The 20,996-nt window shown below is 72.2% G+C and carries 22 protein-coding genes; 8 read left to right on the top strand and 14 right to left on the bottom strand.

The window, feature by feature from the left end; all coding sequences use genetic code 11:
- Positions 1-15: 15 nt before the first annotated feature.
- The 4 genes from BM041_RS05930 to BM041_RS30455 form a co-directional block, all read right to left on the bottom strand.
- Positions 16-399: a hypothetical protein gene (locus BM041_RS05930; RefSeq protein WP_092956780.1), complete on the bottom strand. Its 384-nt coding sequence runs from the start codon at positions 397-399 to the stop codon at positions 16-18.
- Between the two features lie 180 nt (positions 400-579).
- Positions 580-2,130 (bottom strand): sigma-54-dependent transcriptional regulator, encoded by a 1,551-nt coding sequence (locus tag BM041_RS05925; RefSeq protein ID WP_092956777.1) that lies wholly within the window; start codon positions 2,128-2,130, stop codon positions 580-582.
- Between the two features lie 6 nt (positions 2,131-2,136).
- Entirely contained in the window at positions 2,137-2,559 is a 423-nt protein-coding gene (locus BM041_RS05920; protein ID WP_092956774.1) for an Hpt domain-containing protein, read from the bottom strand.
- Complete coding sequence (locus BM041_RS30455) at positions 2,559-3,515, bottom strand: glycosyltransferase family 2 protein (RefSeq protein ID WP_175533763.1); 957 nt, start codon at positions 3,513-3,515, stop codon at positions 2,559-2,561. Before BM041_RS30455 ends, BM041_RS05920 begins: the two co-directional genes overlap by 1 nt.
- A 291-nt stretch (positions 3,516-3,806) precedes the next feature.
- On the opposite strand from BM041_RS30455, the gene BM041_RS05910 reads away from it, so the two are divergent.
- Positions 3,807-4,913, top strand: a complete 1,107-nt coding sequence (locus BM041_RS05910; protein WP_092956770.1) for a glycosyltransferase — start codon at positions 3,807-3,809, stop codon at positions 4,911-4,913.
- A 7-nt stretch (positions 4,914-4,920) separates the two neighbouring features.
- Here BM041_RS05910 and BM041_RS05905 read toward each other — a convergent pair whose 3' ends face one another.
- The 7 genes from BM041_RS05905 to BM041_RS05875 form a co-directional block, all read right to left on the bottom strand.
- A complete protein-coding gene (locus tag BM041_RS05905; RefSeq protein ID WP_092956767.1) occupies positions 4,921-5,595 on the bottom strand; it encodes a lipid-binding SYLF domain-containing protein in 675 nt (224 codons plus the stop codon).
- Positions 5,596-5,727: 132 nt separating this feature from the next.
- Positions 5,728-6,360, bottom strand: a complete 633-nt coding sequence (locus tag BM041_RS05900; RefSeq protein ID WP_092956764.1) for a histidine phosphatase family protein — start codon at positions 6,358-6,360, stop codon at positions 5,728-5,730.
- Between the two features lie 42 nt (positions 6,361-6,402).
- On the bottom strand, positions 6,403-7,689 hold the full coding sequence (locus BM041_RS05895) for a family 1 glycosylhydrolase (RefSeq protein ID WP_092956762.1): 1,287 nt from the start codon (positions 7,687-7,689) through the stop codon (positions 6,403-6,405).
- A gap of 34 nt (positions 7,690-7,723) precedes the next feature.
- Positions 7,724-8,530, bottom strand: a complete 807-nt coding sequence (locus BM041_RS05890; protein WP_092956759.1) for an ABC transporter permease — start codon at positions 8,528-8,530, stop codon at positions 7,724-7,726.
- On the bottom strand, positions 8,527-9,315 hold the full coding sequence (locus BM041_RS05885) for an ABC transporter ATP-binding protein (RefSeq protein WP_092956756.1): 789 nt from the start codon (positions 9,313-9,315) through the stop codon (positions 8,527-8,529). Before BM041_RS05885 ends, BM041_RS05890 begins: the two co-directional genes overlap by 4 nt.
- Positions 9,316-9,369: 54 nt before the next feature.
- Entirely contained in the window at positions 9,370-10,545 is a 1,176-nt protein-coding gene (locus BM041_RS05880; RefSeq protein ID WP_092956753.1) for a hypothetical protein, read from the bottom strand.
- Positions 10,542-11,723, bottom strand: coding sequence for a hypothetical protein (locus BM041_RS05875; protein WP_139225969.1), 1,182 nt, complete (start codon positions 11,721-11,723; stop codon positions 10,542-10,544). The genes BM041_RS05880 and BM041_RS05875 overlap by 4 nt, the downstream gene beginning before the upstream one ends.
- 96 nt (positions 11,724-11,819) lie before the next feature.
- Here BM041_RS05875 and BM041_RS05870 point away from each other — a divergent pair, with 96 nt between their 5' ends.
- A complete protein-coding gene (locus BM041_RS05870; RefSeq protein ID WP_092956747.1) occupies positions 11,820-12,533 on the top strand; it encodes a metallophosphoesterase family protein in 714 nt (237 codons plus the stop codon).
- 244 nt (positions 12,534-12,777) lie between these two features.
- The gene (rfaE1, locus tag BM041_RS05865; protein WP_092956744.1) at positions 12,778-14,268 is read left to right on the top strand and encodes a D-glycero-beta-D-manno-heptose-7-phosphate kinase; all 1,491 of its coding nucleotides are present in this window, start codon (positions 12,778-12,780) and stop codon (positions 14,266-14,268) included.
- Between the two features lie 174 nt (positions 14,269-14,442).
- Here the strand turns inward: rfaE1 and BM041_RS05860 are convergent, their stop codons facing one another.
- Positions 14,443-14,916 carry an MmcB family DNA repair protein gene (locus tag BM041_RS05860; protein ID WP_092956741.1) on the bottom strand — a complete coding sequence of 158 codons (474 nt, stop codon included), beginning with the start codon at positions 14,914-14,916 and terminating at the stop codon, positions 14,443-14,445.
- 84 nt (positions 14,917-15,000) lie between these two features.
- Here BM041_RS05860 and BM041_RS05855 point away from each other — a divergent pair, with 84 nt between their 5' ends.
- Positions 15,001-15,426, top strand: a complete 426-nt coding sequence (locus BM041_RS05855; protein ID WP_092956738.1) for an Rrf2 family transcriptional regulator — start codon at positions 15,001-15,003, stop codon at positions 15,424-15,426.
- On the opposite strand, the gene BM041_RS05850 is transcribed toward BM041_RS05855, so the two are convergent.
- A complete protein-coding gene (locus BM041_RS05850) occupies positions 15,414-16,277 on the bottom strand; it encodes an NUDIX hydrolase (protein WP_092956735.1) in 864 nt (287 codons plus the stop codon). The genes BM041_RS05855 and BM041_RS05850 overlap by 13 nt on opposite strands.
- Positions 16,278-16,389: 112 nt before the next feature.
- Between BM041_RS05850 and BM041_RS05845 the strand changes: the two genes are divergently transcribed.
- From BM041_RS05845 to BM041_RS05830, 4 genes are all read left to right on the top strand, one after another.
- Entirely contained in the window at positions 16,390-18,246 is a 1,857-nt protein-coding gene (locus BM041_RS05845; RefSeq protein ID WP_092956732.1) for an ABCB family ABC transporter ATP-binding protein/permease, read from the top strand.
- 77 nt (positions 18,247-18,323) lie between these two features.
- Positions 18,324-18,596, top strand: a complete 273-nt coding sequence (locus BM041_RS05840) for a hypothetical protein (RefSeq protein WP_092956729.1) — start codon at positions 18,324-18,326, stop codon at positions 18,594-18,596.
- 149 nt (positions 18,597-18,745) lie between these two features.
- Positions 18,746-19,045, top strand: coding sequence for a 50S ribosomal protein L28 (rpmB, locus tag BM041_RS05835; protein ID WP_092956726.1), 300 nt, complete (start codon positions 18,746-18,748; stop codon positions 19,043-19,045).
- Positions 19,046-19,246: 201 nt separating this feature from the next.
- Positions 19,247-20,032: a sensor histidine kinase gene (locus BM041_RS05830; RefSeq protein WP_092956723.1), complete on the top strand. Its 786-nt coding sequence runs from the start codon at positions 19,247-19,249 to the stop codon at positions 20,030-20,032.
- Here the strand turns inward: BM041_RS05830 and BM041_RS05825 are convergent, their stop codons facing one another.
- Positions 20,033-20,989, bottom strand: coding sequence for an esterase-like activity of phytase family protein (locus BM041_RS05825; protein WP_092956720.1), 957 nt, complete (start codon positions 20,987-20,989; stop codon positions 20,033-20,035).
- Between the last annotated feature and the right edge of the window lie 7 nt (positions 20,990-20,996).

Raw genomic sequence — 20,996 nt, 5'->3', positions numbered from 1 at the left:
CCGGGGGCGCCCGCCCTACCGCGGGGCGGAAACCGCCAGCGCCAGCCCATCCAGCAGCCACAGCGCCAGCGCCAGCGCCGCCACGCGCTCCGCGTGCCACAGCAGCCGGTCGCGCATGACGGCCGCCATCATCGCGCCGCGGCCCTGGTCGGGCAGCCGGTCCGCCACCCCGTGGTCGACCGCCAGCGCCCACAACTCGCTGTGCCGCATGTTGCGACGGGGCATGCGATGGGCCTGGATCAGCAGGCCCAGCAGCGTCGCCGCCGCCACCCAGGCGCCCATGCGCAGCGCCAGCACCAGATCGTAGGACAGGGACAGCATCAGGGTCGCGGCCGCCAGGCCGGCGAAGCCGAGCGCCCTCCGGATCACGTAATCCGCCAATGCGCCGAGACGATCCATCCGTCCTGCTCCTTCCCTGGCGATCCTGCCATGCGGGGGGCGCCTGCCGTCCAGGCCAAAACGCGCATTGATCCGCCGCCGGGCGCCGTCGTGGCGCCCCGGGCCAATGTCGCCGGGCGATACTGCCAAAGGGATAACGGGCCGGCGGGTTCCCCCCGCCTCGCATCCTGCGGCCGCGGGCTAACCCGCCCCGTCCTCCGCCCGCCAGGCCTGCAATTTGCGATAGATGGTGGAGGGGTTGATCCGCAGGACGGAGGCCGCGCGCGGCACGTCCTGCCCCACCTGGTCCAGCGCCGCCAGGATGTAGCGCTTCTCCACCTCCGCCAGCGGCTGGAAATCCTCGATCCGCGGCGGCGGCACCCAGGGAAGCGCCGGCTCAGGCGCGGGTTCCGGCAGGCGCGGCATCGGCGCCATGGGCGGCGGCGGCGCCTCCTCCTCCGGCTCCGGCCAGGCCTGCGGTTCCAGCCGCGTCACCACCGCGACCGGCATCGGGGGTGCCACCGGCATAGGCGGCGGCGGCGGCGCGGCGGGCAGGGGCGCGCGGCCGGACGCCGTGCGCAGAAGCATGGGCGGCAGCATCGCCACCTCCACCCGTTCGCCGTCATGCAGCACGACGATGTTGCGGATCACGTTCTGCAACTGCCGGACATTGCCCGGCCAGGGATAGGAAGCCAGTGCCGCCTCCGCCTCCCGCGCGAAGGCCCGGAAGCGCTTGCCTTCCTCCTTCGCGAAGGCAGCCAGGAAGTGGCGCGCCACCAGGGCCACGTCGGCGCCGCGGGCGCGCAGCGGCGGCATCTCCACCGGCACGACATAGAGGCGGTAGTACAGATCCTCCCGGAACCGCCCAGCCTCCACCTCCGCCCAGGGGTCGCGGTTGGTGGCGGAGACGAAGCGCACATCCCCCTTCTCGGGCTTCGAGGCGCCGACAGGCTGGTAGCTGCCCGTCTGCACGAAGCGCAGCAGCTTCACCTGCATGTCGAGCGGCAATTCGCCGATCTCGTCCAGGAACAGCGTCCCGCCATCGGCCAGCTTCGCGGCGCCCAGGCGGTTATCGGTGGCCCCGCTGAAGGCGCCCTTCACATGGCCGAAGATCTCGCTCTCCAGCAGGTCCCGCGGGATGGCGCCGCAGTTCAGCGCGATGAAGGGGCCGGCGCGGCGCGGGCTCGCGCGGTGCACCGCCTCCGCCGCCAATTCCTTGCCGGTACCGCTCTCACCGGTGATGAAGACATTCGCGCGGCTGGCCGCGACGCTTTCGATGGTGCGGTACACCGCCTGCATGGCAGGCGACCCGCCGATGAACCCCATGAAGCGGTCGCGCGTCAGTTGCGCCTTCACCTCGCGCAGTTCGGTCGCCAGGGCGCGCTTCTCCAGCGCGTTCTGCAAGGTCACCGTCAGGCGCGTCTTGGCGTAGGGCTTCACGATGAAGTCGACCGCGCCCTCCCGCATCGCCTCCACCGCATGGTTCACGCTGCCATGCGCGGTGACGACGATGATGGCGGTCTCGATGCCCGCGGCGCGCAGCCGGCGCATCGCCTCGAAGCCCGAGAAATCGGGCAGCTCGATATCCATCAGGATGGCGTCGGGCTGCCAGGCGAGGGTCTGTTCCACCGCCGCCGTGCCGGTTTCCGCCACGCGGATCTCATGGCCCAGGTCGCGCAGCAGCGCGCGGGCAACCTCGGCCTGGGTGGGCGTATCCTCGACGATCAGGACGCGCGCGGCGGCCCCGGCCATGGGGGGTCAGGCGGATCCGGGAGGATTGTCGGCCAGTGCCGCCAGTTCCGCCAGCGCCGCCCGTGCCTCATGCTGCACATGCAGGGAGATGGTGCGGGGGTCGACCTGCGCGCGGTGATCCATGCCGAGCCGCGCGACATGTTCCAGCCGCCGCGCGCCAACGGCCGCCGCGGCCCCCGCCAGGCTGTGCGCCGCACGGCGATAGCCGTCCTGGTCCCCGTTCGCGACGGCGGCTTCAAGCTGCCCGGCCAGGCGGCCGAGGTCATCCTCGAAGGTCCGCACGATGCGCACGAAATCCTCGAGCGGAAGCTCGGCGGCCAGCTGTCCGGCAATGTCAGGGTCGATGGCGCTCACCTCGAACCTGTGGCACTCCGCGACGAGCCGGTCAACGACCTGCATGGCGGGGAAGGCGATGGCGGTATCCATCATCACGACCCCCGGGCTTCCAGCGCCGCCTGGTGGCCGCGCGGGCGGAACAGGTCCCAGGCCCCGGCGCGAACCGCGTCGCGCCGCGGCTGGCTGGCGAAGGCGGACAGGCGCAGCAGCGCCGCCTGCACCCGGTGCCCGGCCAGCGCCGCGCCATCGGCATCCAGCGCCAGCAGGTTGCTGCGGCAGGCCCGCGGTGCGTCCTCATCCAGCAGCCGCGCCGGCGCGGCATAGGCCTCCGCCACCTGCCGCCGCGCCGCGCGGCGCAGCAGCGCCTCATGCCCATCCGGGTCCATCACCCGCACCAGGCGGTCGGCCAGCGGCTTCGGCAGGCAGCCCACCGGGCCGCAGGCCGCCAGGTGCAGCCAGAGATCCCAATCCTCCGCCCGGCGCAGTTGTTCGTTGAAGCCGCCCACCGCGCGCAGCAAGGCGGTGCTGGCCATGACGGTGGAGGTCGCGACCAGCGGCTCGGCATAGATCTGGGCCTGCGCGCCGCGGTCCAGCACGAAACCCTCCCGCCGCATGGCGTGGCGCGCCGAGAAGGCGGCGCAGCGGCCAAGGCCGGTGGCCAGCGCCGCCCCGTCCTCCGCGAAGCGCCGGTGATCGGTGAAGGAGAAGGCGAGCTCGGGATGCAGCCGGTGCAGTTCCAGCTGCGCCGCGATCTTGCCGCGGCGCCAGCGGTCATCGGCATCCAGGAAGGCCACCAGCGGCGCCAGCGCGGCCGCGATTCCCACATTGCGCGCCGCCGCCGCGCCTTCGCCGGTGGAGACCAGCGGCCGGACGCGACGATCGGACCGCGCGATGCCGCGGAGATAGTCGGCCGTGCCATCCGTCGATCCGTCATCGACCACCAGGATCTCGATATCGGCGCGACCGCCGACGGAGGCGATGGCGCCGGGCAGCCAGCGGATCGCGTTGCGGGCGGGGATGATGACGCTGAGCCTGGGGGTGGTGGACACGGGCGCCTCTCGAACTGCATCGCGGCGGGCCGGGACAGGGCCGCCTGGGGGGGCTGGTGCAGGGGGCGTGCCGGAGGGTTGCGTTGCAGATTGCAAGAGCGGGGAGGCGTGATGACGGGGAGCGCTGCCCCCCGAACCCCCCGCCAGGGTCCGGCGGGACCCTGGATCGCGGGGTTTTGGCAATGACTTCAGGGGCCTGCGGGCTCGGGGGGGGAGTCGCGGAACGCGCGGCACGGCGCCTGCGTAGCGCCAGGCGGCGCAGCCCCCAACCGCGCCGGAGGAGTCCGAACCATGCCGTTCGACGCCACGCCACAGGGCCCGACCACCCCAACGGCCCCGCTTCTTTGCATCCTGCCCGCCGATGGGCGGGAACCCGCGGAACTCGCCAGCCTCCGCCGGATGGGCTGGCCGATCGTCACCCTCGCCTTGGCGGACGGCCCGGCGCCGGCATCCAGCCTGGCACGGATGAACCCCCTCGCCCTGGCCCGCGCGAGTCACTTCGCCTTCGCGCAGCGGGACCTGCCGCCGCGCGACGCGCTGCGCCAGGGCGCCCGCATCGCCGCCGCCTTCCGCGCCCATGGCTGCGGCGCCATCCACGCCACCGCCGCCGATGCCACCGCCACCGCCGCCCTGGTCGGCGCGCGCCTGGCAGGGGCGCCCGCCTCCCTGATCGTGCGGGACGGGGATGGCCAGGACCTCGCGCGCAAGCTGCGGGCCGCGGACATCGTCTTCGCGACCGGGGCGACGATGGCCGGCCGGCTGCGCGCCCTGGCACCGCAGATCGCCCTCCGCACCCTGCCCCTCGCGGTCGATATCCCGGCCGATGCCACGCCCGGGCCGCGCAACGCCCGCCTGCTCTGCCTGGCGTCAATGGACAGCGCGGCCGGGCTGCGGCCCCTGCTGGCCGCCCTGGCGCTGCTGCCCGCGGACCAGCGGCCCGTGGTGGACGTGATCGGCAGCGGCCCGCTCTTCGACACGCTGCGGGCGGAAGCGCTGGAAGCCGGCGTCTCCGACCACGCCCGCTTCCTCGGTGCGCGGCCGGCCGACTGGCTGGCGGCGGAAGGCCCGCGCTACCTCGGCTTCGTGGCGCCCGATGCCTCGGCCGGGGATGCCTTGCGGGCCATGGCCCTGCGCCTGCCCGTCATCGGCCCCGCCACGCCGGGGATGCGGGACGTCGTGGCGGCGGATTGCGGCCATCTGGTGCCGCCCGGGGATATGCCGGCGCTGGCCCGCGCGCTGCGCTGGCTCACCATCCTGCCGAATGACCAGCGCCGCCTGATGGGCGAGGCGGGGCGGGACCGGGTGCTGGGCGGCCACACCACCGCCATCCGCGCCGCGGCGCTCGCCCAGGGATTGGCGACCATGGCCGCCGCGGCGACGGCGCGGCTGGCGGCCTGATGGGCTGCTACTGGCGCGCGCCGAAGCGCAGCAGCATGGCGCGCAGCGGGTCGGAACCGGGGTTATGCGCCTCCATCGCCATCACGATCTGCCGCGCGGAATACTGCCGGCCGTAATAGGCGGTGGCGGCCTCCGGCCGGTAGGACAGGACGGAGCCGGAAAGGGAGATGCCCGCGAACAACCCGCGGGACCGCGCGACGGCCACGATATCCGCCCCCGCCGCCGCCGTGGTGCTGCCCTGGATGCCGCCGCCGATGGTGGCCAGCGCGACGGAGGCATCGGCGCCGATCTTGAACTGGCTGTCCATCACCGCGCCCAGGCCGCGATCCGTCATGATCATCATGATGACCATGGCGTCCTGCACGCCGATCTGCAGGCCGACGCTGCCCGACCCCACCGTGTAGAAGGCCGGCGAGGACCAGGACCCGGCCCCGTCCCGCCCGACCAGCACGCAGGACCCGCCCTCACCCCCCAGGATGAAGCCGGCGCGGAACAGCCGCGGGCAGACCATGACGGCGCGCGACCGGCGCAGGAAGCTCAGCGCATCGGCCGTATTCTCCCCGGTCGACATCAGTTCCTGCACCGCGAGCGTCGCCCGGTCGACGAGGGCCTGTTCCTCCTGCTGCGCGGCCGCCGGCAGCGCGATCAGCAGGCTGAGTGCCACGATGATGCCACGGAGCATGAACGACCTCCTCCAACCCTATGAGGGTCAAGGTTCTACCCGTCCGCGACTCGGGTGTCCAAGGGCAAGCTGTGGCGGCCTCGGGGTGTTTTGGTGGCGGAGGCCCGGACGACCCGCCACGGGCGTGAGCGGCTACGCCGCCACGGGAGTGAAGGGTTCCTCGTTCACCGCCGCCACCCGCCAATCCGCCCCCTGCTTCTCCAGCCGGGTCAGGGACAGGTTCTTGATGGAGAAGATCAGCGCCTGGTGCGGCGTCAGTCCCATCGCATGGGCGATGGCGGCGCGGATCGACCCGCCATGGGCCACGATCACGATATCGCCGCCCGGCGTTTCCGCCGCCAGCCGCTCCAGCACCGGCGCCACGCGCTCCACCATCTCGCTGAAGGATTCCCCGCCGGGCGGCTTCTCATCCGCCCCATGCGGCCAGAAGGGGTGCGGCGGGTGGCGGAGCTTCTCGGCGAAAGCCTCATGCGACAGGCCCTGCCATTCGCCGAGGTGCTGTTCCGCCAGGTCCGGCTCCGTCTGCAAGGGCGCCTCCGGATAGCCCGCCGCGAAGATGGCGGCGGCGGTGGCGCGGGTGCGGGACAGGCTCGTCACCACCCAGCGCGCCCCGGCCGGCAGCCGGGCGGCCAGCCAGCGGTAGGACAGCGCCTCCTGCTGAAGCGCCAGGTCGCAGAGCGGCACGTCCATGCTGCCATAGATCAGCGCGCGGGCCGAAGGCTCGACCAGCGCATGCCGGACGAGGAAGATGCGGGTGTTCGTCACGTTGCCGGGTCTAGCGCCGGCATCCGCGCGCCGGAAGGCCCCCTATCGCGCCCGTTGGCGCGCCTGCCCCACCCAATAGGCCTCCGGCAGCCCATCCACCTGGTGCGCGCTCGGCATCACCACCGGCACCTGGAGGCAGAGCGACTGCGCCGGCAGCACATCCCGCCACTGTTCCACCAGTTGCTTGTAGGCGCGCCCGACGGGTCGGATCTTCCGGTCCAGGTCATAGAGGCCGACGGGATCGACATGCCCGTTCTCCTCCCGCAGCGCGCTGTCCCAATCCACCTGGTCCGTCAGCGAATACCAGGTGAAGCCCACCACCGGCACGCCGTCATTCCGCACGCGCAGCACATTCGCCCATTGCTTCCACAGCCAGCGTTCCGCGGCGCCCTCGCCATCCTCGCGGATGTTGGTCTCGGTATGCATCACCGGCAGCGCGTAGCGGTCATGGTACTGGTGCGTCAGCACGGCATAGCCGAAGACCTCGCCCGAGGCGCGCGTCGCGCCATCCGGCATAACCAGGTGCTCGTTGGTCCAGTAGTAGTCATTGCCCATGATGCAGTGGCGCTTCAGCGGGCTGTGGCTCAGGAAGAAATGGTATTCCGCTCGTGTCATGCCGTTGTCCATCAGGTATTCGTACATCCCGCTGTCCACGCGCCGCCCGTAGTTGAGGTCGAGCGACAGGAAGCGTTCCTGGTTGCGCAGCTCCGCCGGCCCGATCGCGGCCGGGCTCTCCGCGTGGAAATACTCCGTGCTCTCGGACTGGATGAAGATCGCGTCGGGCCGCACCGCCAGGATCGCGCGCATCGCCAGCACATTGGCGGCGACGATGTGCTTCAGCGCGGTGACGAAGCCGCGGTCGGTGGAAAGCTGTTCGTTCCACCAGCCATAGCGCGCGGAGAAGAGCGCGCAGATGTACATCTCATTGACCGGCGTATAGAGCTGCACCCAGGGAAAGCGCCGCGCGAAGGCGCCCGCATAGGCCGCGAAGAGATTCGGGAAGTCCGGATTCTGGAAATCCCCGATCCAGTCCGGCACGCCGAAATGGCAGAGATCGACGATCGGCACGATGTCGCGGCGATGCAACTCCCCGAAGGTCTGGTCGGCGAAGTCCCAATCGTGCCGGCCGGGGCCGATCAGCGTGGTGTGCAGCGGCGGGCCGTAGCGCAGGAAACTCAGCCCCATCTCCTGCACCAGCGCGAAATCCTCCCGCCATCGCTCGTAATGGCCACAGCGCGCCATCTGGTCCACGCGCACCGTGCCGCCCTTGATGCGGGGGATGCTGTTCTCGATGCCGGTGGCGAAGAGGAAGGCGGGGGGCGTGCTCATGCAGCCGCAACGCCCACCAGCGCTTCGGGTTGGCCTACTCCCCGATGCTCAACAGCGCGCCCCGCTCCCGCGCCGCCTGGAACTGCCGCAGGAACAGCGCCACCGCGCCCGCCAGCCACACCAGGTTCAACCCGAAGGCCGCGGCCAGATGGCCCCAGGCGATGGTGCCGTCCAGCAGCACGCCGCGCATGCCCTCGAACACATGCGCCGCCGGCACCATCAGCGCCACCGGCTGCAACCAGCCCGGCAGGACGGAGACGGGGTAGAACACGGCCGCGAAGGGCGTCAGCCCGAACAGCACGCTCCACGCCAGCGGCTCCGCCCCCGCCCCATGCCGCAGGATCAGCGCCGTGACGGCCAGCGCCACCGCCCAGCCCATCATCATCAGCCCCGCGAAGAACAGCACGATGACGGGCCCCAGCGTCCACAGCCCGAAGCCGTAGAGCAGCCAGGCCAGGCCCACCGCCGGCAGCACGCCCGCGAACATGCGCAGCGCGCTCATCGCCACCAGCGCCGCCACCAGTTCCATCGGGCGCAGCGGGCTGACGAAGACATGGCCTAGGTTGCGGCTCCACACCTCCTCAAGGAACGATATCGCGAAGCCCATCTGGCTGCGGATCGCGACCTCCCACAGCAGCACGCCGCCCAGCAGCACCCCCGCCGCCACGCTGGCCACGTTGTTCTGCACCCCCGCGAGGTAGGCGGTGACGAAGCCCCACACCACCATCTGCAGCACCGGCCAATAGGCCAGTTCCAGCACCCGCGGCCAGGACCGGCGATAGAGCGCCAGGTGCCGGTACATCAGCCCCCAGACGCGCCGGCCCGCAGACGCCCCGCTCATGCCATCTGCTCCGCCGACCCGTCGGCGCGCTCCGCCGCGTTTCCGCGTTCACGCGCAATATCGAGAAACACCTCCTCCAGATCGTCCCGCCCGTAGCGTTCCAGCAGCGCCGAGGGGCTGCCCCGATCCACCACCCGCCCCGCGCGCAGCACCAGCACCTCCGCGCACAACCGCTCGACCTCCGCCATGTTGTGGCTCGCCAGCAGGATCGCGCAGCCGCTTTCCGCCCGGTAGCGTTCCAGCCAGGACCGCACCCAGTCGCCCGTATCCGGGTCGAGGCTCGCCGTCGGCTCATCCAGCAGCAGCAGATCCGGCCGGTTCACCAGCGATTTCGCCAGCGCCACGCGCGTCTTCTGCCCCGCGGAGAGTTCCCCCGCCGGCCGCTTCAGCAGGTCTGTCAGTTGAAGCTGTTCCGCCAGTTCCTCGATCCGCTGCCGAGGCTTCGGCACACCGTAGAGATGCGCATAGACCATCAAATTCTCCGCCACGGAAAGCCGGTGCGGCAGCGCGACATAGGGGGAGGAGAAGTTCATCCGCGCCAGTGCCGCGAAGCGATCCACCGCCATGTCATGCCCCAGCGCCAGGATGCGCCCGCCACTCGGCACCAGCAGGCCGAGCAGCATGGCGATGGTCGTCGTCTTGCCCGCGCCATTGCCCCCCAGCAGCCCCCAGGTGGCGCCGCGCGGCAGGGTGAAGGACAGGTCCACGACGGCGGGGGCGCCTTCGGGCCTGTAGCGCTTGGTCAGGCCCTGGACGGCAAGGGCCGCGTTGTCATCGGTGATCATCCCACCGATATGCGCGGCGGCCCGGCCAGGGCAAGCGCACGGGCCTGGGCCTGCTCAGTGTCCCCGGCGCCGCCGCTCCACCAGCGGCCCCTGGAAGCGCCGGATGCCGACCTCCCACCCCCAGGCGATGGCGGCGGGGCGATCGACGCCCACCAGCACCACCGCCTCCGCGCCCCGGCCTTCGGCCGCCTGCCCCTCGGCCAGGAAACTGGCCAGGCCGGATGGCACCGTCATCGGCAATTCCGGTGACCAGCGCAGCCGCAGCAGGTCCAGCCCGAGCCGCGCCATGGGCAGCACCGCCAGCAGCCCGGCCGGCGCATCGTCCAGTGCCAAGCCATAGCCGCGTGGCCGCACCAGGTCCCGCGCCGCCACGAAGCCGACGGGGTCCGCCAGCACATCCGCCGCCCGGAAGCTGATCGTGATCTCCTTGCGCCGCCCAGCCGGCAGCCCGGCATCGAAGCGGTCGAAGGCCGGGGAGGCGATGGTCGCCGGCGCCAACGGCAGGCCGACCGGCTTCCAGCCCATCTGCGCCGCGGGGCGCACGATCTCCGCCAGCATCCGCGCTTCCGCCAGTCGCGCCAGGCGCCGCCGCAGGGCGGAGGATGCGCCGGTATCCGCGCCTTCCAGCACCAGGGCCGACAGCGCCGGCCAGGCGATGCGCCGGTCCTCCCACAGCGGTTCCGCCGGCGCGCCATCGGGGTCCATCCGGCAGACCGCCTGGCGGGCCGTCACGGGGTCCAGATCCGCCCGCGCCAGCGCGCGTTCCGCCGCGGCGATCTGGGCGGTGGTCACGGGTGGCCGCGGCTCCGCGGCATCGGGCTCCTCCGGCGCCGGATCCAGGCCGAGGCTTTCCGACGCCGCCGCCAGCAATTGCGCCGCCGCTTCCGGCAGCCGCAGGCTCCTCACCGCATCCTGCGCCGCGGCGTCCAGCGTCCGCGCCAGCGCGGCGCGGGTGTTCTCCAGGGCCAGGGCCGGCGGCGGCGCGACCGCCACCACATCGCCATTCGGCAGGTCGAAGACGCGGGTGCGGGCGCCGGACAGCGCCGGGCCCAGCGCATCCCGCAGCATCCGCTGGTGATGCGGCCGCCGCATGGCCGGCGACAGCCCCGCCATGCGCAGGTGCAGCACATCCCGCGACGCATTCGCCGCCACCGTCTCCCGCACGAAGGCCGCGAGTTCGGCCGCGGCGCGGATGGTGGAGGGGCGGCGGTCGGTGTCGAGGCCGCTCATGCCGCCGGGCTCAGGACCGGGGGCGGCACCAGGGACGGCACCGGGGCCGGCGGCCGGAAGGCCACGGGGGCGGGCACCGGCATCGCCAGCGCCGCCGCCAGCGCCGGAGCGGGTTCGATCCGCGTCACGCCCAGGCTGCGCGCCCAGGCCAGCGCATCGGCATCCCGCACCCCCGCCAGGGTCAGCCGCGCGGGGTCGACCCGGCGCAGCGCGGCGTGGCAGGCGGGCGCCAGCAGCGCCTCACTCCAATGCAGGCGCAGCAGGTCCGCCGGCAGGTCGTCCGGCGCCAGCAGGCCCAGCGCCTCCGCCGTCAGCCCATCCACTTCCAGCAGCCAGCCCATGCCGGCCAGCAATGCCCGCCGCGCGGCCAGCGCGCGCGGGTCCGCCGCTTCCTCCAGCGTCACGGCGGCCACCAGCATGGCACCGCCCCGCCGGCCGCCATCGCGCCCGGTCAGCGCGGCGGGCGGCACGGGCAGGTGCAGCGGGCCCGGCAGCCGGTCCCCGATCAGCGGGCCGCATTGCGCGGGATCCCCGATGGCGCGCAGCAACCGCCCCGCGATGGCCCGCGCCGCATGTTCCACCAGGTCCCGGTCCTGCCCCAGCACGCCCATCTTCCGCGCCAGCGCATCCCGCGCCACGTCCAGGCGCAGGAAGGCCGGGCGGGGCGCCGCCTGGCCCTCCGCCAGCCGCCAGCCGACGTGCCGCGCCACCACGCCCTCCAGCGCCAGGCGCTTCAGCCAGTCATCGAGTCCCGCCAGTTCCGGCCCCGCGGAGGCCGCGATCGGCTCCGCCAGCCCGTCCCGCCCCGCGGCGTAGTCCAGCAGCGCCGGGGCATCGCGTTCCAGCGACCACAGCCCGGCATGGACCGCCCCCGGCGCGCCCCCGCCCAGCAGGCGGTCGAGCAGCAGGCGCAGCCGTTCCGCCCGCGCCGCCTCCGCCCCCACCAGCAGCAGGTCGCCGCCATGGCCTTCCGTCACCGTGCCGCCCGCGGCCAGCGCGCCTTCCAGCAGCAGCGCCCGCGCCACGCGGCGCCGGTGCGCCGGCAGGTCCCGCACGCGCAGCACCACCCGCCCCGCGGGGGCGCGCAGCGCCTCCCGCATCACCACGCCGATCGGGGGCCCCGCCCCGGGCCCGGGCGACGCCCCACCCGCGGCGGCCGGGGCGGCCGTGTCTGGCACCGTCTCTCGGAACGTTGGACCTTCGGGCATGTTGATGGGACCACCGGGGGGCCGGAGGGCGACGTGCGCCCCCCTTCGCGCTAGGTTCCTCCCGGCATGCTTACGGAATTCTTAGCGCCGGCCCGGCTTCCGCACGGCCAGCGCATCTACGCGATCGGCGATCCCCATGGCTGCGTGGGGCGGCTGGAGGCGCTGCACGACCGGATCGCCGAACACCTGCTGGACCACCCGGTGGAACGCGCCACGCTCATCCACCTCGGCGATTATGTCGATCGCGGGCCGGACAGCGCGGCGGTGATCGACCTGCTGCTGGGCCCGCCACCGCTGCACGGGATGCAGGTGGTGAACCTGGTCGGCAACCATGAACAGATGATGCTGGCCGCGCTGTCCCCCACCGCGCCGGATGCGGTGCTGGATTTCTGGCTGGACAATGGCGGCGGCGCGACGCTGGAAAGCTACGGCCTGTCGCCGCGCGATCCCACGGGCTGGGCCGCAGTGCCGGACGACCACCTGGCCTTCCTGCGGGGCTGCCGGGCCAGCCACGCCGCGGGCGGCTATTTCTTCGCCCATGCCGGCATCCGGCCCGATGTGCCCCTGGCCGCGCAGGACGTGATGGACCTGACCTGGATCCGCGAGCCCTTCCTGTCCTGGCGCGGCCCGGTGCCGGCGGTGGTGGTGCATGGCCACACCCCCTGCAAGGCGCCGGAGATCCGCGGCCACCGCATCGGTATCGATACCGGCGCCGTCTTCGGCGGCGACCTGACCTGCGCGGTGCTGCAGGATGACCGCATCGGCTTCCTGATGGCTTGATACCAACGGCCGCTTGCAGCGACTCGTTGGTGTTCGCTTTTCGCCCTCAAGCGCCGGGCGCGGCCTCCGGCCGCTGGGCCCGCGGCACTGGCCGCGGGCCGCGTTCGCGCCCTCGGCCGGCTACGCCGGCCGCAGATCATGCCATCGCGCCGTTGGCATGAGACCGCCGGCCACTTCCTACTTTATTGCCCACCCGCGCGGGCGTGCCTTGCGCCCGATGGCGCGATTGGGGTAGGGCGATTGCATGCAAGGCCCCGCGCCCGCCGACCTGCCGACCCCCGAAATCCCCGTCGGTGACCTGACGGAGGCGGTGCGCCTGTTGAAGCGCGCCTCCGTCCTCGTGGTCGGCGACGCCATGCTCGACCGCTACGTCTATGGCCAGGTCCAGCGCGTCAGCCCGGAGGCCCCGGTGGCCGTGCTGGCGGTGGAACGCGAACTCGCCATGCCCGGCGGTGCCGGCAATGTGGTGCGCAACCTGACCGCGCTCGGCGCCGCCGTCGCCTTCGTCTCCGTGGTCGGCGACGACCAGGCGGGCAGCGACCTGACGGGCCTGATCGGCGGCCAGCCCAATGTGGAGCCCTGGCTGCTGGTCCAGGGCGGCCGCGCCACCACCACCAAGACCCGCTTCATCGCCGCCGGCCAGCAATTGCTGCGCGCGGACCATGAGATGGCGGGGCCGATCAATGCCCGCCTCGCGGACCGCATGGTGCGGATCGCCGCCGATGCCGTGGCCGCGACCACCGTCATGGTGCTGTCCGACTACCAGAAGGGCGTGCTCGCCGGGGATGTCGCGCAGCGCCTGATCGCCGCAGCCCGCGCCGCCGGCCGCCGCGTGGTGGTGGACCCCAAGGGCGTGGACTACGCCCGCTACGCCGGCGCGGACATGGTCACGCCGAACCGCGCCGAACTGGCCCTGGCCACCGGCATGGCGGTCGATACGGAAGAAGCCATCGTCGCCGCCGCCCAGCACCTTCGCGACACCTACCGCTTCGGCGCCGTGCTGGTGACGCGAAGCGAGGATGGGATGACCCTGGTCGATGCCCAGGGCATCCGCCATTTCCCGGCCGAGGCGCCGGAGGTGCATGACGTCTCCGGCGCCGGGGATACGGTGGTCGCCGTGGTGGCCGCGGGCCTGGCCGCGGGCCTCACCGCCCCCGTCGCGGCGCGGCTGGCCAACATCGCGGCCGGCATCGTGGTGGGCAAGGTCGGCACCGCCGTGGCGCGCGAAAGCGACCTGGCGGAGGCCCTGACGCCGGAGCGCGGCGCGCTGCGCAAGGTCGTCTCCCGCGCCACCGCCATGGAACAGGTGGAACGCTGGCGCCGCCGCGGCTACCGGATCGGCTTCACCAATGGCTGCTTCGACCTGCTGCATCCCGGCCATGTCCATCTGCTGGAACAGGCGCGGTCCTGGTGCGACCGGCTGGTGGTCGGGCTCAACGCCGATTCCAGCGTCAAGCGCCTGAAGGGGGAAACCCGCCCCATCCAGGGGGAGGCCGCCCGCGCCGCCGTCCTGGCCTCCGTCTCCTCCGTCGACCTGGTCAGCGTGTTCGAGGAAGACACCCCCGTCGACCTCATCAAGCTGCTGCGGCCGGATGTGCTGGTGAAGGGCGCCGACTACACCGTGGACAAGGTGGTAGGCGGCGACCTGGTCACGGAATGGGGCGGCCAGGTGCGCCTGGCGCAGCTCCTCCCGGGGCAGAGCACCACCGCCACGGTGGCCCGCATCCGCGGCTGAGGCCGCGGGTTCCACTGGCTTTCCCGCCGATGTTCCTGCTATGATCCCGTCGCCACGGGGGTGATCCATGCCCGGGGCCGGGCGCCGTCACCCACCGCCCCCCGAAAAACGCGACTAAATGCGCATAAATCGGCTAATCGGCTTAAACGGGTTAGTGGCTAAAATGCCACGGCATCACTCCACCCGCAGCGCCGCCCGCATCTCCGCCAGCCCCGCCGGGTCCTGCAAGGCCGCCAGCCGCCCCGCCGCCGTCACGGCATAGCGATGCAGCAGGGCGCGGCGTCGCGCCGGGGCCAGGGGATGGGAAGACGCCTCCCGCACCAGCGCGGCCTCCCGCCCCTCCACCACCAGCAGCCCGGCATCCGGCGGCAGCAATTCGATGGGGAAGTCGAGGTCCACGGCGAAGTAGAGCAGGTCGCAGAAATCCCGGTATTCCGGCCATTTGGCGTCACTGAGGAAATCCCGCGCGCAGGACTTCACCTCCACCACCGCGAAGCGGCCATCGGGCAGCAGCGCCAGGATATCGGCCCGCCGCCCATTCGGCAGCGGCATCTCCCGCACCGGCGCCCAGCCGCGGAGGCCACAGAACAGGCTGGCGGCACGGCAGACGGCGACGGTGCGCTCAGGCGTGGTGATGGCGGCGGACATGCCTCATGTTCGGGCTTCGTTCACGCAACAGTCAATCCGTCGGCAGCGTGAGGAACCGGCAAGGCCGCGGCGCGTGTTACAGTCATGGTCGCAACACGGTTTGCCGTCGCCATCCACATCCTTCTCCTCCTCGCCACGGAACCCGGCGGGCAGGCCACCAGCGGCCGCCTGGCCGACAGCGTGGGCACCAACCCCGTCGTCATCCGGCGGCTGGCGGGTCAGCTGGCCCGCGCCGGGCTGATCCGCATCCGCCGCGGCCCGGGCGGTGCGGAACTCGCCCGGCCGGCGGCGGAGATCACGCTGGCCGAGATCTGGCAGGCCATGCGCCGCAACGGCCTGCCGCTACTGCCGATCCATCGCGCCCCCAACAACGGCGATGCCATCGGCCGCGGCGCGCCCGCCTTGCTGCGGGAGGTCTTCGATGCCGCGGAGGCGGCGCTGGAATCGCGCCTGGCCGGCGTGACGGTCGCTGATCTGTGCCGGCAGCTGGCGGCCGCTCAGGCGACCTGATCGAGCCCGGCGCGCAGCGCCTCCGCGCCCGGCGCGCCGGGGTCGATCAGGCCGTGGCGCAGGAAGAAGTCGATCAGCACCAGGTTCACGTTGAACTTCACCCGGTCCGTCTCCCGCACCGCGCGGGCCACCGCCTCCACCGGCAGCAGTTCGAAGCGCTCCACCTCGTCATCATGCGGCGTGGGGGTGAAGCCGTCGGGGAGTTCCAGGTCGTAGCAATGCAGCACGTCCCGGCGCAGCCCTTCTGGTGTCGCCATGATGTAGGAGACGCGGCCCGCGAAGACCGCCTGCCCCGCCAGTTCCGGCGGGATGGAGGCTTCCTCGGCCGCCTCCTTCACCAGGCATTCCGCGGGGGAGAGGCCGGCCGGGATGCCACCCGCCACCACATTGTCCATCTGCCCCGGCGCCACCGGCTTGACGCGGGATCGCCACCCCACCCAGAGGTGCAGCCCGTTCGCCCGGCGGACGAAGCCGTTCACATGCACGCCCTGGGACATGATCCCGAAGGCCGGCAGCGCGCCGCGGTCGATCGTCGCCAGCGCCGGGCCATCGGGCGTGGCCCGAACGTCGAAGGCCTCCTGCCGGATGGTCAGGTGCCCGCGGCCGGCCAGGCCCTTCACCGCCGTCGCCAGCGCCTCGCTCCGCGCCCCCGGCGCGCGCAGCCGCCCGGCCAGCGCCACGCCGCGATCGTCGAAGTGGAACTCCCGGGGATAGAAGGCCAGCGCCCTGGCGAGTTCGGCGCCGAGCCACCCCACCTGTTCCTCCCCGATCCGGAAGCGGATGAGGTGGGAGGGGGAGGCGATGTTGTTGCAGGCGGCGATGTGCCGCTCATAGGGGGCGAGCGCGTCCATCCCTCCCAGTAGCGCGCGCAGCGCATGGCACGGAAGACCACTTGCCGGTTTGCGCGACCTGCGTCACGCCCCACTTATGAAAGGAACGCGCCTCCGGAGCCCTTGAGTGCAGATGAATATCCCCGGTGAGCGCAGCCATCTGCGCACGCTGATGAACATGGCCCCCTATCTCTGGCCGCCGGGCGAGCCCGGGCTGCGCGCGCGCGTCGTCATCAGCCTGGCGCTGCTGGTCTTCGCCAAGGCCGCAAATGTGCTGGTGCCCATCGCCTTCGCCCGCGCCGTGGATGCACTCGCCCCGCAAGCCGGGGGTGCGGGGGCGATCGCGGCGGTGCCGATCGCGCTCGTCCTTGGCTACGGGCTGATGCGCATCACCAGCAGCGGCTTCAATGAATTGCGGGACGCCATCTTCGCCCGCGTGCAGGGCCGCGCCACGCGGCGCATCGCGCTACAGGTCTTCCAGCATCTGCACGCGCTGTCGCTGCGCTTCCACCTCGATCGCCAGACCGGCGGCCTGTCCCGCGTGCTGGAACGCGGCACGCGGGGCATGACCTTCGTCCTCGACTTCCTGCTGTTCAACATCATTCCCACGATCTTCGAGATCCTGCTGGTCTCCCTGATCCTGTGGGGGATGTTCGACGTGACCTTCACCGTCGTCATCCTCGGCACCGTCGGCGTCTACATCGCCTACACGCTGCTCTTCACGGAATGGCGGCTGCGCTTCCGCCGCGCGATGAACGAGACGGATACCGAGGCCAATACGCGCGCCATCGACAGCCTGCTGAACTACGAGACGGTCAAGTATTTCGGCAACGAGGCGCACGAGGCCCGCCGCTACGACGGCAGCCTGGAGCGCTACGAGAAGGCCTATGTCCGGTCCGAGGTCAGCCTGAACGGCCTCAATTTCGGCCAGCAGGCCATCATCGGCCTCGGCCTGACCATCGTCATGCTGATGGCGGCGGGGCGCGTGGCGAATGGGGGGATGAGCGTCGGCGACTTCGTGCTGGTCAACACCTATATGATCCAGCTGTTCCAGCCGCTGAACATCCTCGGTTTCGCCTATCGCGAGATCAAGCAGGGGCTGACGGACATGGAAGCCATGTTCCGCCTGATGCGGGAGGAGCGGGAGGTCGCCGACAAGCCCGGCGCGCCGGCGCTGGCCGTCACGCAGGGGGAGATCCGGTTCGAGGATGTGCGCTTCGGCTACCGCCCGGACCGCACCATCCTGAAGGGCGTCAGCTTCACCGTGCCCCCTGGCCGGACGCTGGCCATCGTCGGCCCGACCGGCGCCGGCAAATCCACCATCAGCCGGCTGCTGTTCCGCTTCTACGACACGTCAGGCGGCCGCGTGATGATCGATGGGCAGGATGTGCGGGACGTGACGCAGGACAGCGTCCGCGCCGCCATCGGCGTGGTGCCGCAGGACACGGTGCTGTTCAACGACACCATCCGCTACAACATCGCCTATGGCCGGCCGAGTGCCAGCCAGGAGGAGGTGGAGAATGCCGCCCGCCTGGCGCAGGTGCATGATTTCGTGCTCCGCCTGCCGGATGGCTACGACACCAAGGTGGGGGAGCGGGGCCTCAAGCTCTCGGGCGGGGAGAAGCAGCGCGTCGCCATCGCCCGCACCCTGCTGAAGAACCCGCGCCTGCTGATCCTGGACGAGGCCACCAGCGCGCTGGATACGCGGACGGAGCAGGACATCCAGGCCGCGCTCCGCGATGCCGCCCGCGGCCGGACCACCCTGGTGATCGCGCACCGCCTCTCCACCGTGGTGGATGCGGATGAGATCCTGGTGCTGCAGGACGGTCAGGTGGCGGAGCGTGGCTCCCACGGCCAGCTGATCGCCGCCGATGGCCTCTACGCCGCCATGTGGCGCCGGCAGTCGGAGGCGGTGGCCGCCGCGGAAGCGGCGGCGGCCGCCCAGGCTGCCGCGGAGGACACCTCGGCGGCGCTGGCGGCGCCCGCCTGAGCCATCTTCGGCCGCCCCGGGGCTTCCCTCGGGGCGAGTCGCTGCCTATGTCGCAGATCATTCAAGGAAGACGCCGCATGCAGTTCGACCCCCAGGGCGTGGCCCCGGAAGACCTCAGCCACGCCGGTTCGGTGGTCGACAAGGCCATCGAATACATGATCGAGCAGGGCATCGCGCCGATCTCCATCGCCTCCGCCCTGCTGGGCGGCGCGCTCGGCATGCTGTCGCGCAGCATGGATGACCGCGCGGTGGCGGGCGTGCTGCGCAGCGCGCTGTCCTCCGTCGAGGCCGGTGAGCTGGCGGAGATGCGCCGCGCGGCCGGCGAGCCTCCGCACGCTGCCAACCTTTAGCGCGCCAATCTCTGGCGCGATCGCCGCGCCAAGGCTTGACGCCGCGGGGGCGATCCGCGATATGGCCCCCTCTCCGGACCACTCCGCGTGCGGCAGCCTGGCCACTCCGTCCCAGGCCCCCGTGCGCGCGCTTTCTCGGGATACATGTCATGGCCCGCCGCTGCGGAATCACCGGCAAGGGCGTGCTGACGGGTAACAACGTCAGCCACGCCAACAACAAGACCCGTCGCCGCTTCCTGCCGAACCTGCAGGAAACGTCGTTCTTCTCCGATATCCTTGGCACGCCGGTGCGCATGCGCCTGTCCGTCAACGGTATCCGGACGGTGGAGCACAATGGCGGCTTCGACGCCTTCCTGCTCAACACCCCGAACCGCGACCTGCCGGTCGAGGCGCAGGTGCTGAAGCGCCGCCTGGCGCGTGCCCAGGCGAAGAAGGCCGTCGCCGCCTGACGACGGTATGGCGCGGCATCACGCCGCGCCGTTCACGGCGTGTCCGGTTGCCTTGACGGTCCCGGACACCCGCTCTTCCCGCCCGACAGCGGGCTCCTCACGAAAGCGTCAACTCAGTTTGACGTTTTTACATGACATGGACCGGCATTAAGGCTCCGACGTTTACCGTTCGGAAACCAAATCGGTTCCACTGTCGCGCCGATGACGCCCGAGTCCCTCCTTCTGATCGCCGTCCTGCCGGCGGCCGCGGCCCTTGCCGTGGCGCTTTGGATGCGATCGATCCTGATCGACGCGCGCAACCGCGTCGCGGCTTCCGAACGGCTGGCGGCCGCGCGGGGTCGGTGCCTCTCCCTCGCCGCGCAGGAACTGCGCGGGCCCGGCCTGGCGCTGATGGCCCAGGCGGCCCAGATGGTGCCCGGCCCGCGCCGGGACGGGGAGGAGACGCCACTCGAAGGCGTTGCCCAGCAATTGCTGCGGCTGGCCGATGACCTGGCCGACTTCGCCACCGAACCCTCCCCCCGCACGCTGCATGAGGCACCGGCCCTGCTCGGCCCCGTGGTGGATGCCGCCATCGCCGCCGTGGCCGCGCAGATCCGGCCGGGCCGTCGCCACTGGCAGGTCGATCCCGGCCTGCGCAGCCTGACCGTGAAGGCCGATCGCCGCGCGCTGGAAGGCGCGCTGGCCGCCCTGCTGCGCCGGGCCGCGCGCCATTCCCGCGACGGCGACGTGGTGGCCCTGCGCCATGTGCTGGGGGCGGAAACCGTCGCCATCGTCGTCGAGGATGAGGGCGATGGCCTGCCGGCCCATGACCTGGTGATGGATGCGGCCAGCCCCGTCGCCGGCACGCGGGGACTCGACCTAGGCCTGACCCTCGCGCGGTCCCTGGCCGCGGCCCATGGCGGCGACATCCGCCTGGAAAGCGCGCCCGGCATCGGTGCCCGCGCCTGGCTCACCCTGCCCCGCGAAAGGCTGATGGAAGTCGCCTGATCAGCCCGGCAGTTCGAGGACCAGCAGCAAGGTCCGCTGCAACCGGTTCTCGTTGTCGTCGGAGATGATGGCCAGCAGCGTCCGGCCCTCCCGCCGCAGCACCGCCAGCCCCTCGTAATTGTCGCTGGGGATGGGGGCGGACAGGCGCAGCAATTCCTCCCCCTGCAGCACCGCGCCGATGGCGGGGGCGGCAAGCTGGGCGGGCGGCACCCGGACCAGGCGGCCGGAAAAACCCCCGAAGATCGAGAAGCTGCGTTCCAGCACCAGCAGCGCGCCATCCGGCAGCGCGGCCGCATCCACTGGCAGCAGGCCCGCGCCGGGGCGATAGGCGATGGGGCGCCAGGCGCCGGGCCGGCCGATCCAGGCGGCCGTGACGGTGGGGTCCTGCCCCGGCGGAAACTCCTCCGCGATCGCCACCAGCCTTCCATCCGGCAGCACCGCCAGCGATTCCAGCCCCGCATTGGCCGGCGCCAGCTCCAGCCGCGGCGGTGCCTCCACATAGGTGCCGGGCGATGACAGGGTGCGATAGGCGCGGATGCGGTGCCAGCGCTCGAACCCCACCAGCCAGGTGCCGTCGGGCAGGCGAACGAGCGACTCGGAATCGCCGGCATGGCCCCGCGCCAGCGGCTGTCCGGCGCCATCGCGCAGCGGCCCGGCCCGCAGCAGGCTGAGCGAGACCGGCCGCAGCCCCGCATCCAGCGCCAGCCGCATCTCCGCGAATCGGCCGAAATCCGACACCGCCGTGAGGGTCAGGTCATCCGCCAGATGCAGCGCCGACAGCCCGCCGAAGCCCAGCACCCGCGTGTCGATCTCAAGCCCGCCCAGGACGCGGATCGGCCCGCCCGGCGGCAGCGGCGGCAGGTCCAGCGTCCGGCTGAGCGCCCCGGCCTCCGCCCCCGGCATGCAGCCGGGGAGCATCGCCGCCGCGAGCGCAAGCAGCCCGCGGCGGGTCGCCATCCCGGGG

The organism is Falsiroseomonas stagni DSM 19981 (genome assembly GCF_900114315.1).
In the GTDB taxonomy this organism is placed as follows: Bacteria; Pseudomonadota; Alphaproteobacteria; order Acetobacterales; family Acetobacteraceae; genus Falsiroseomonas; species Falsiroseomonas stagni.
This window is presented reverse-complemented; position numbering and strand designations above follow the sequence as displayed.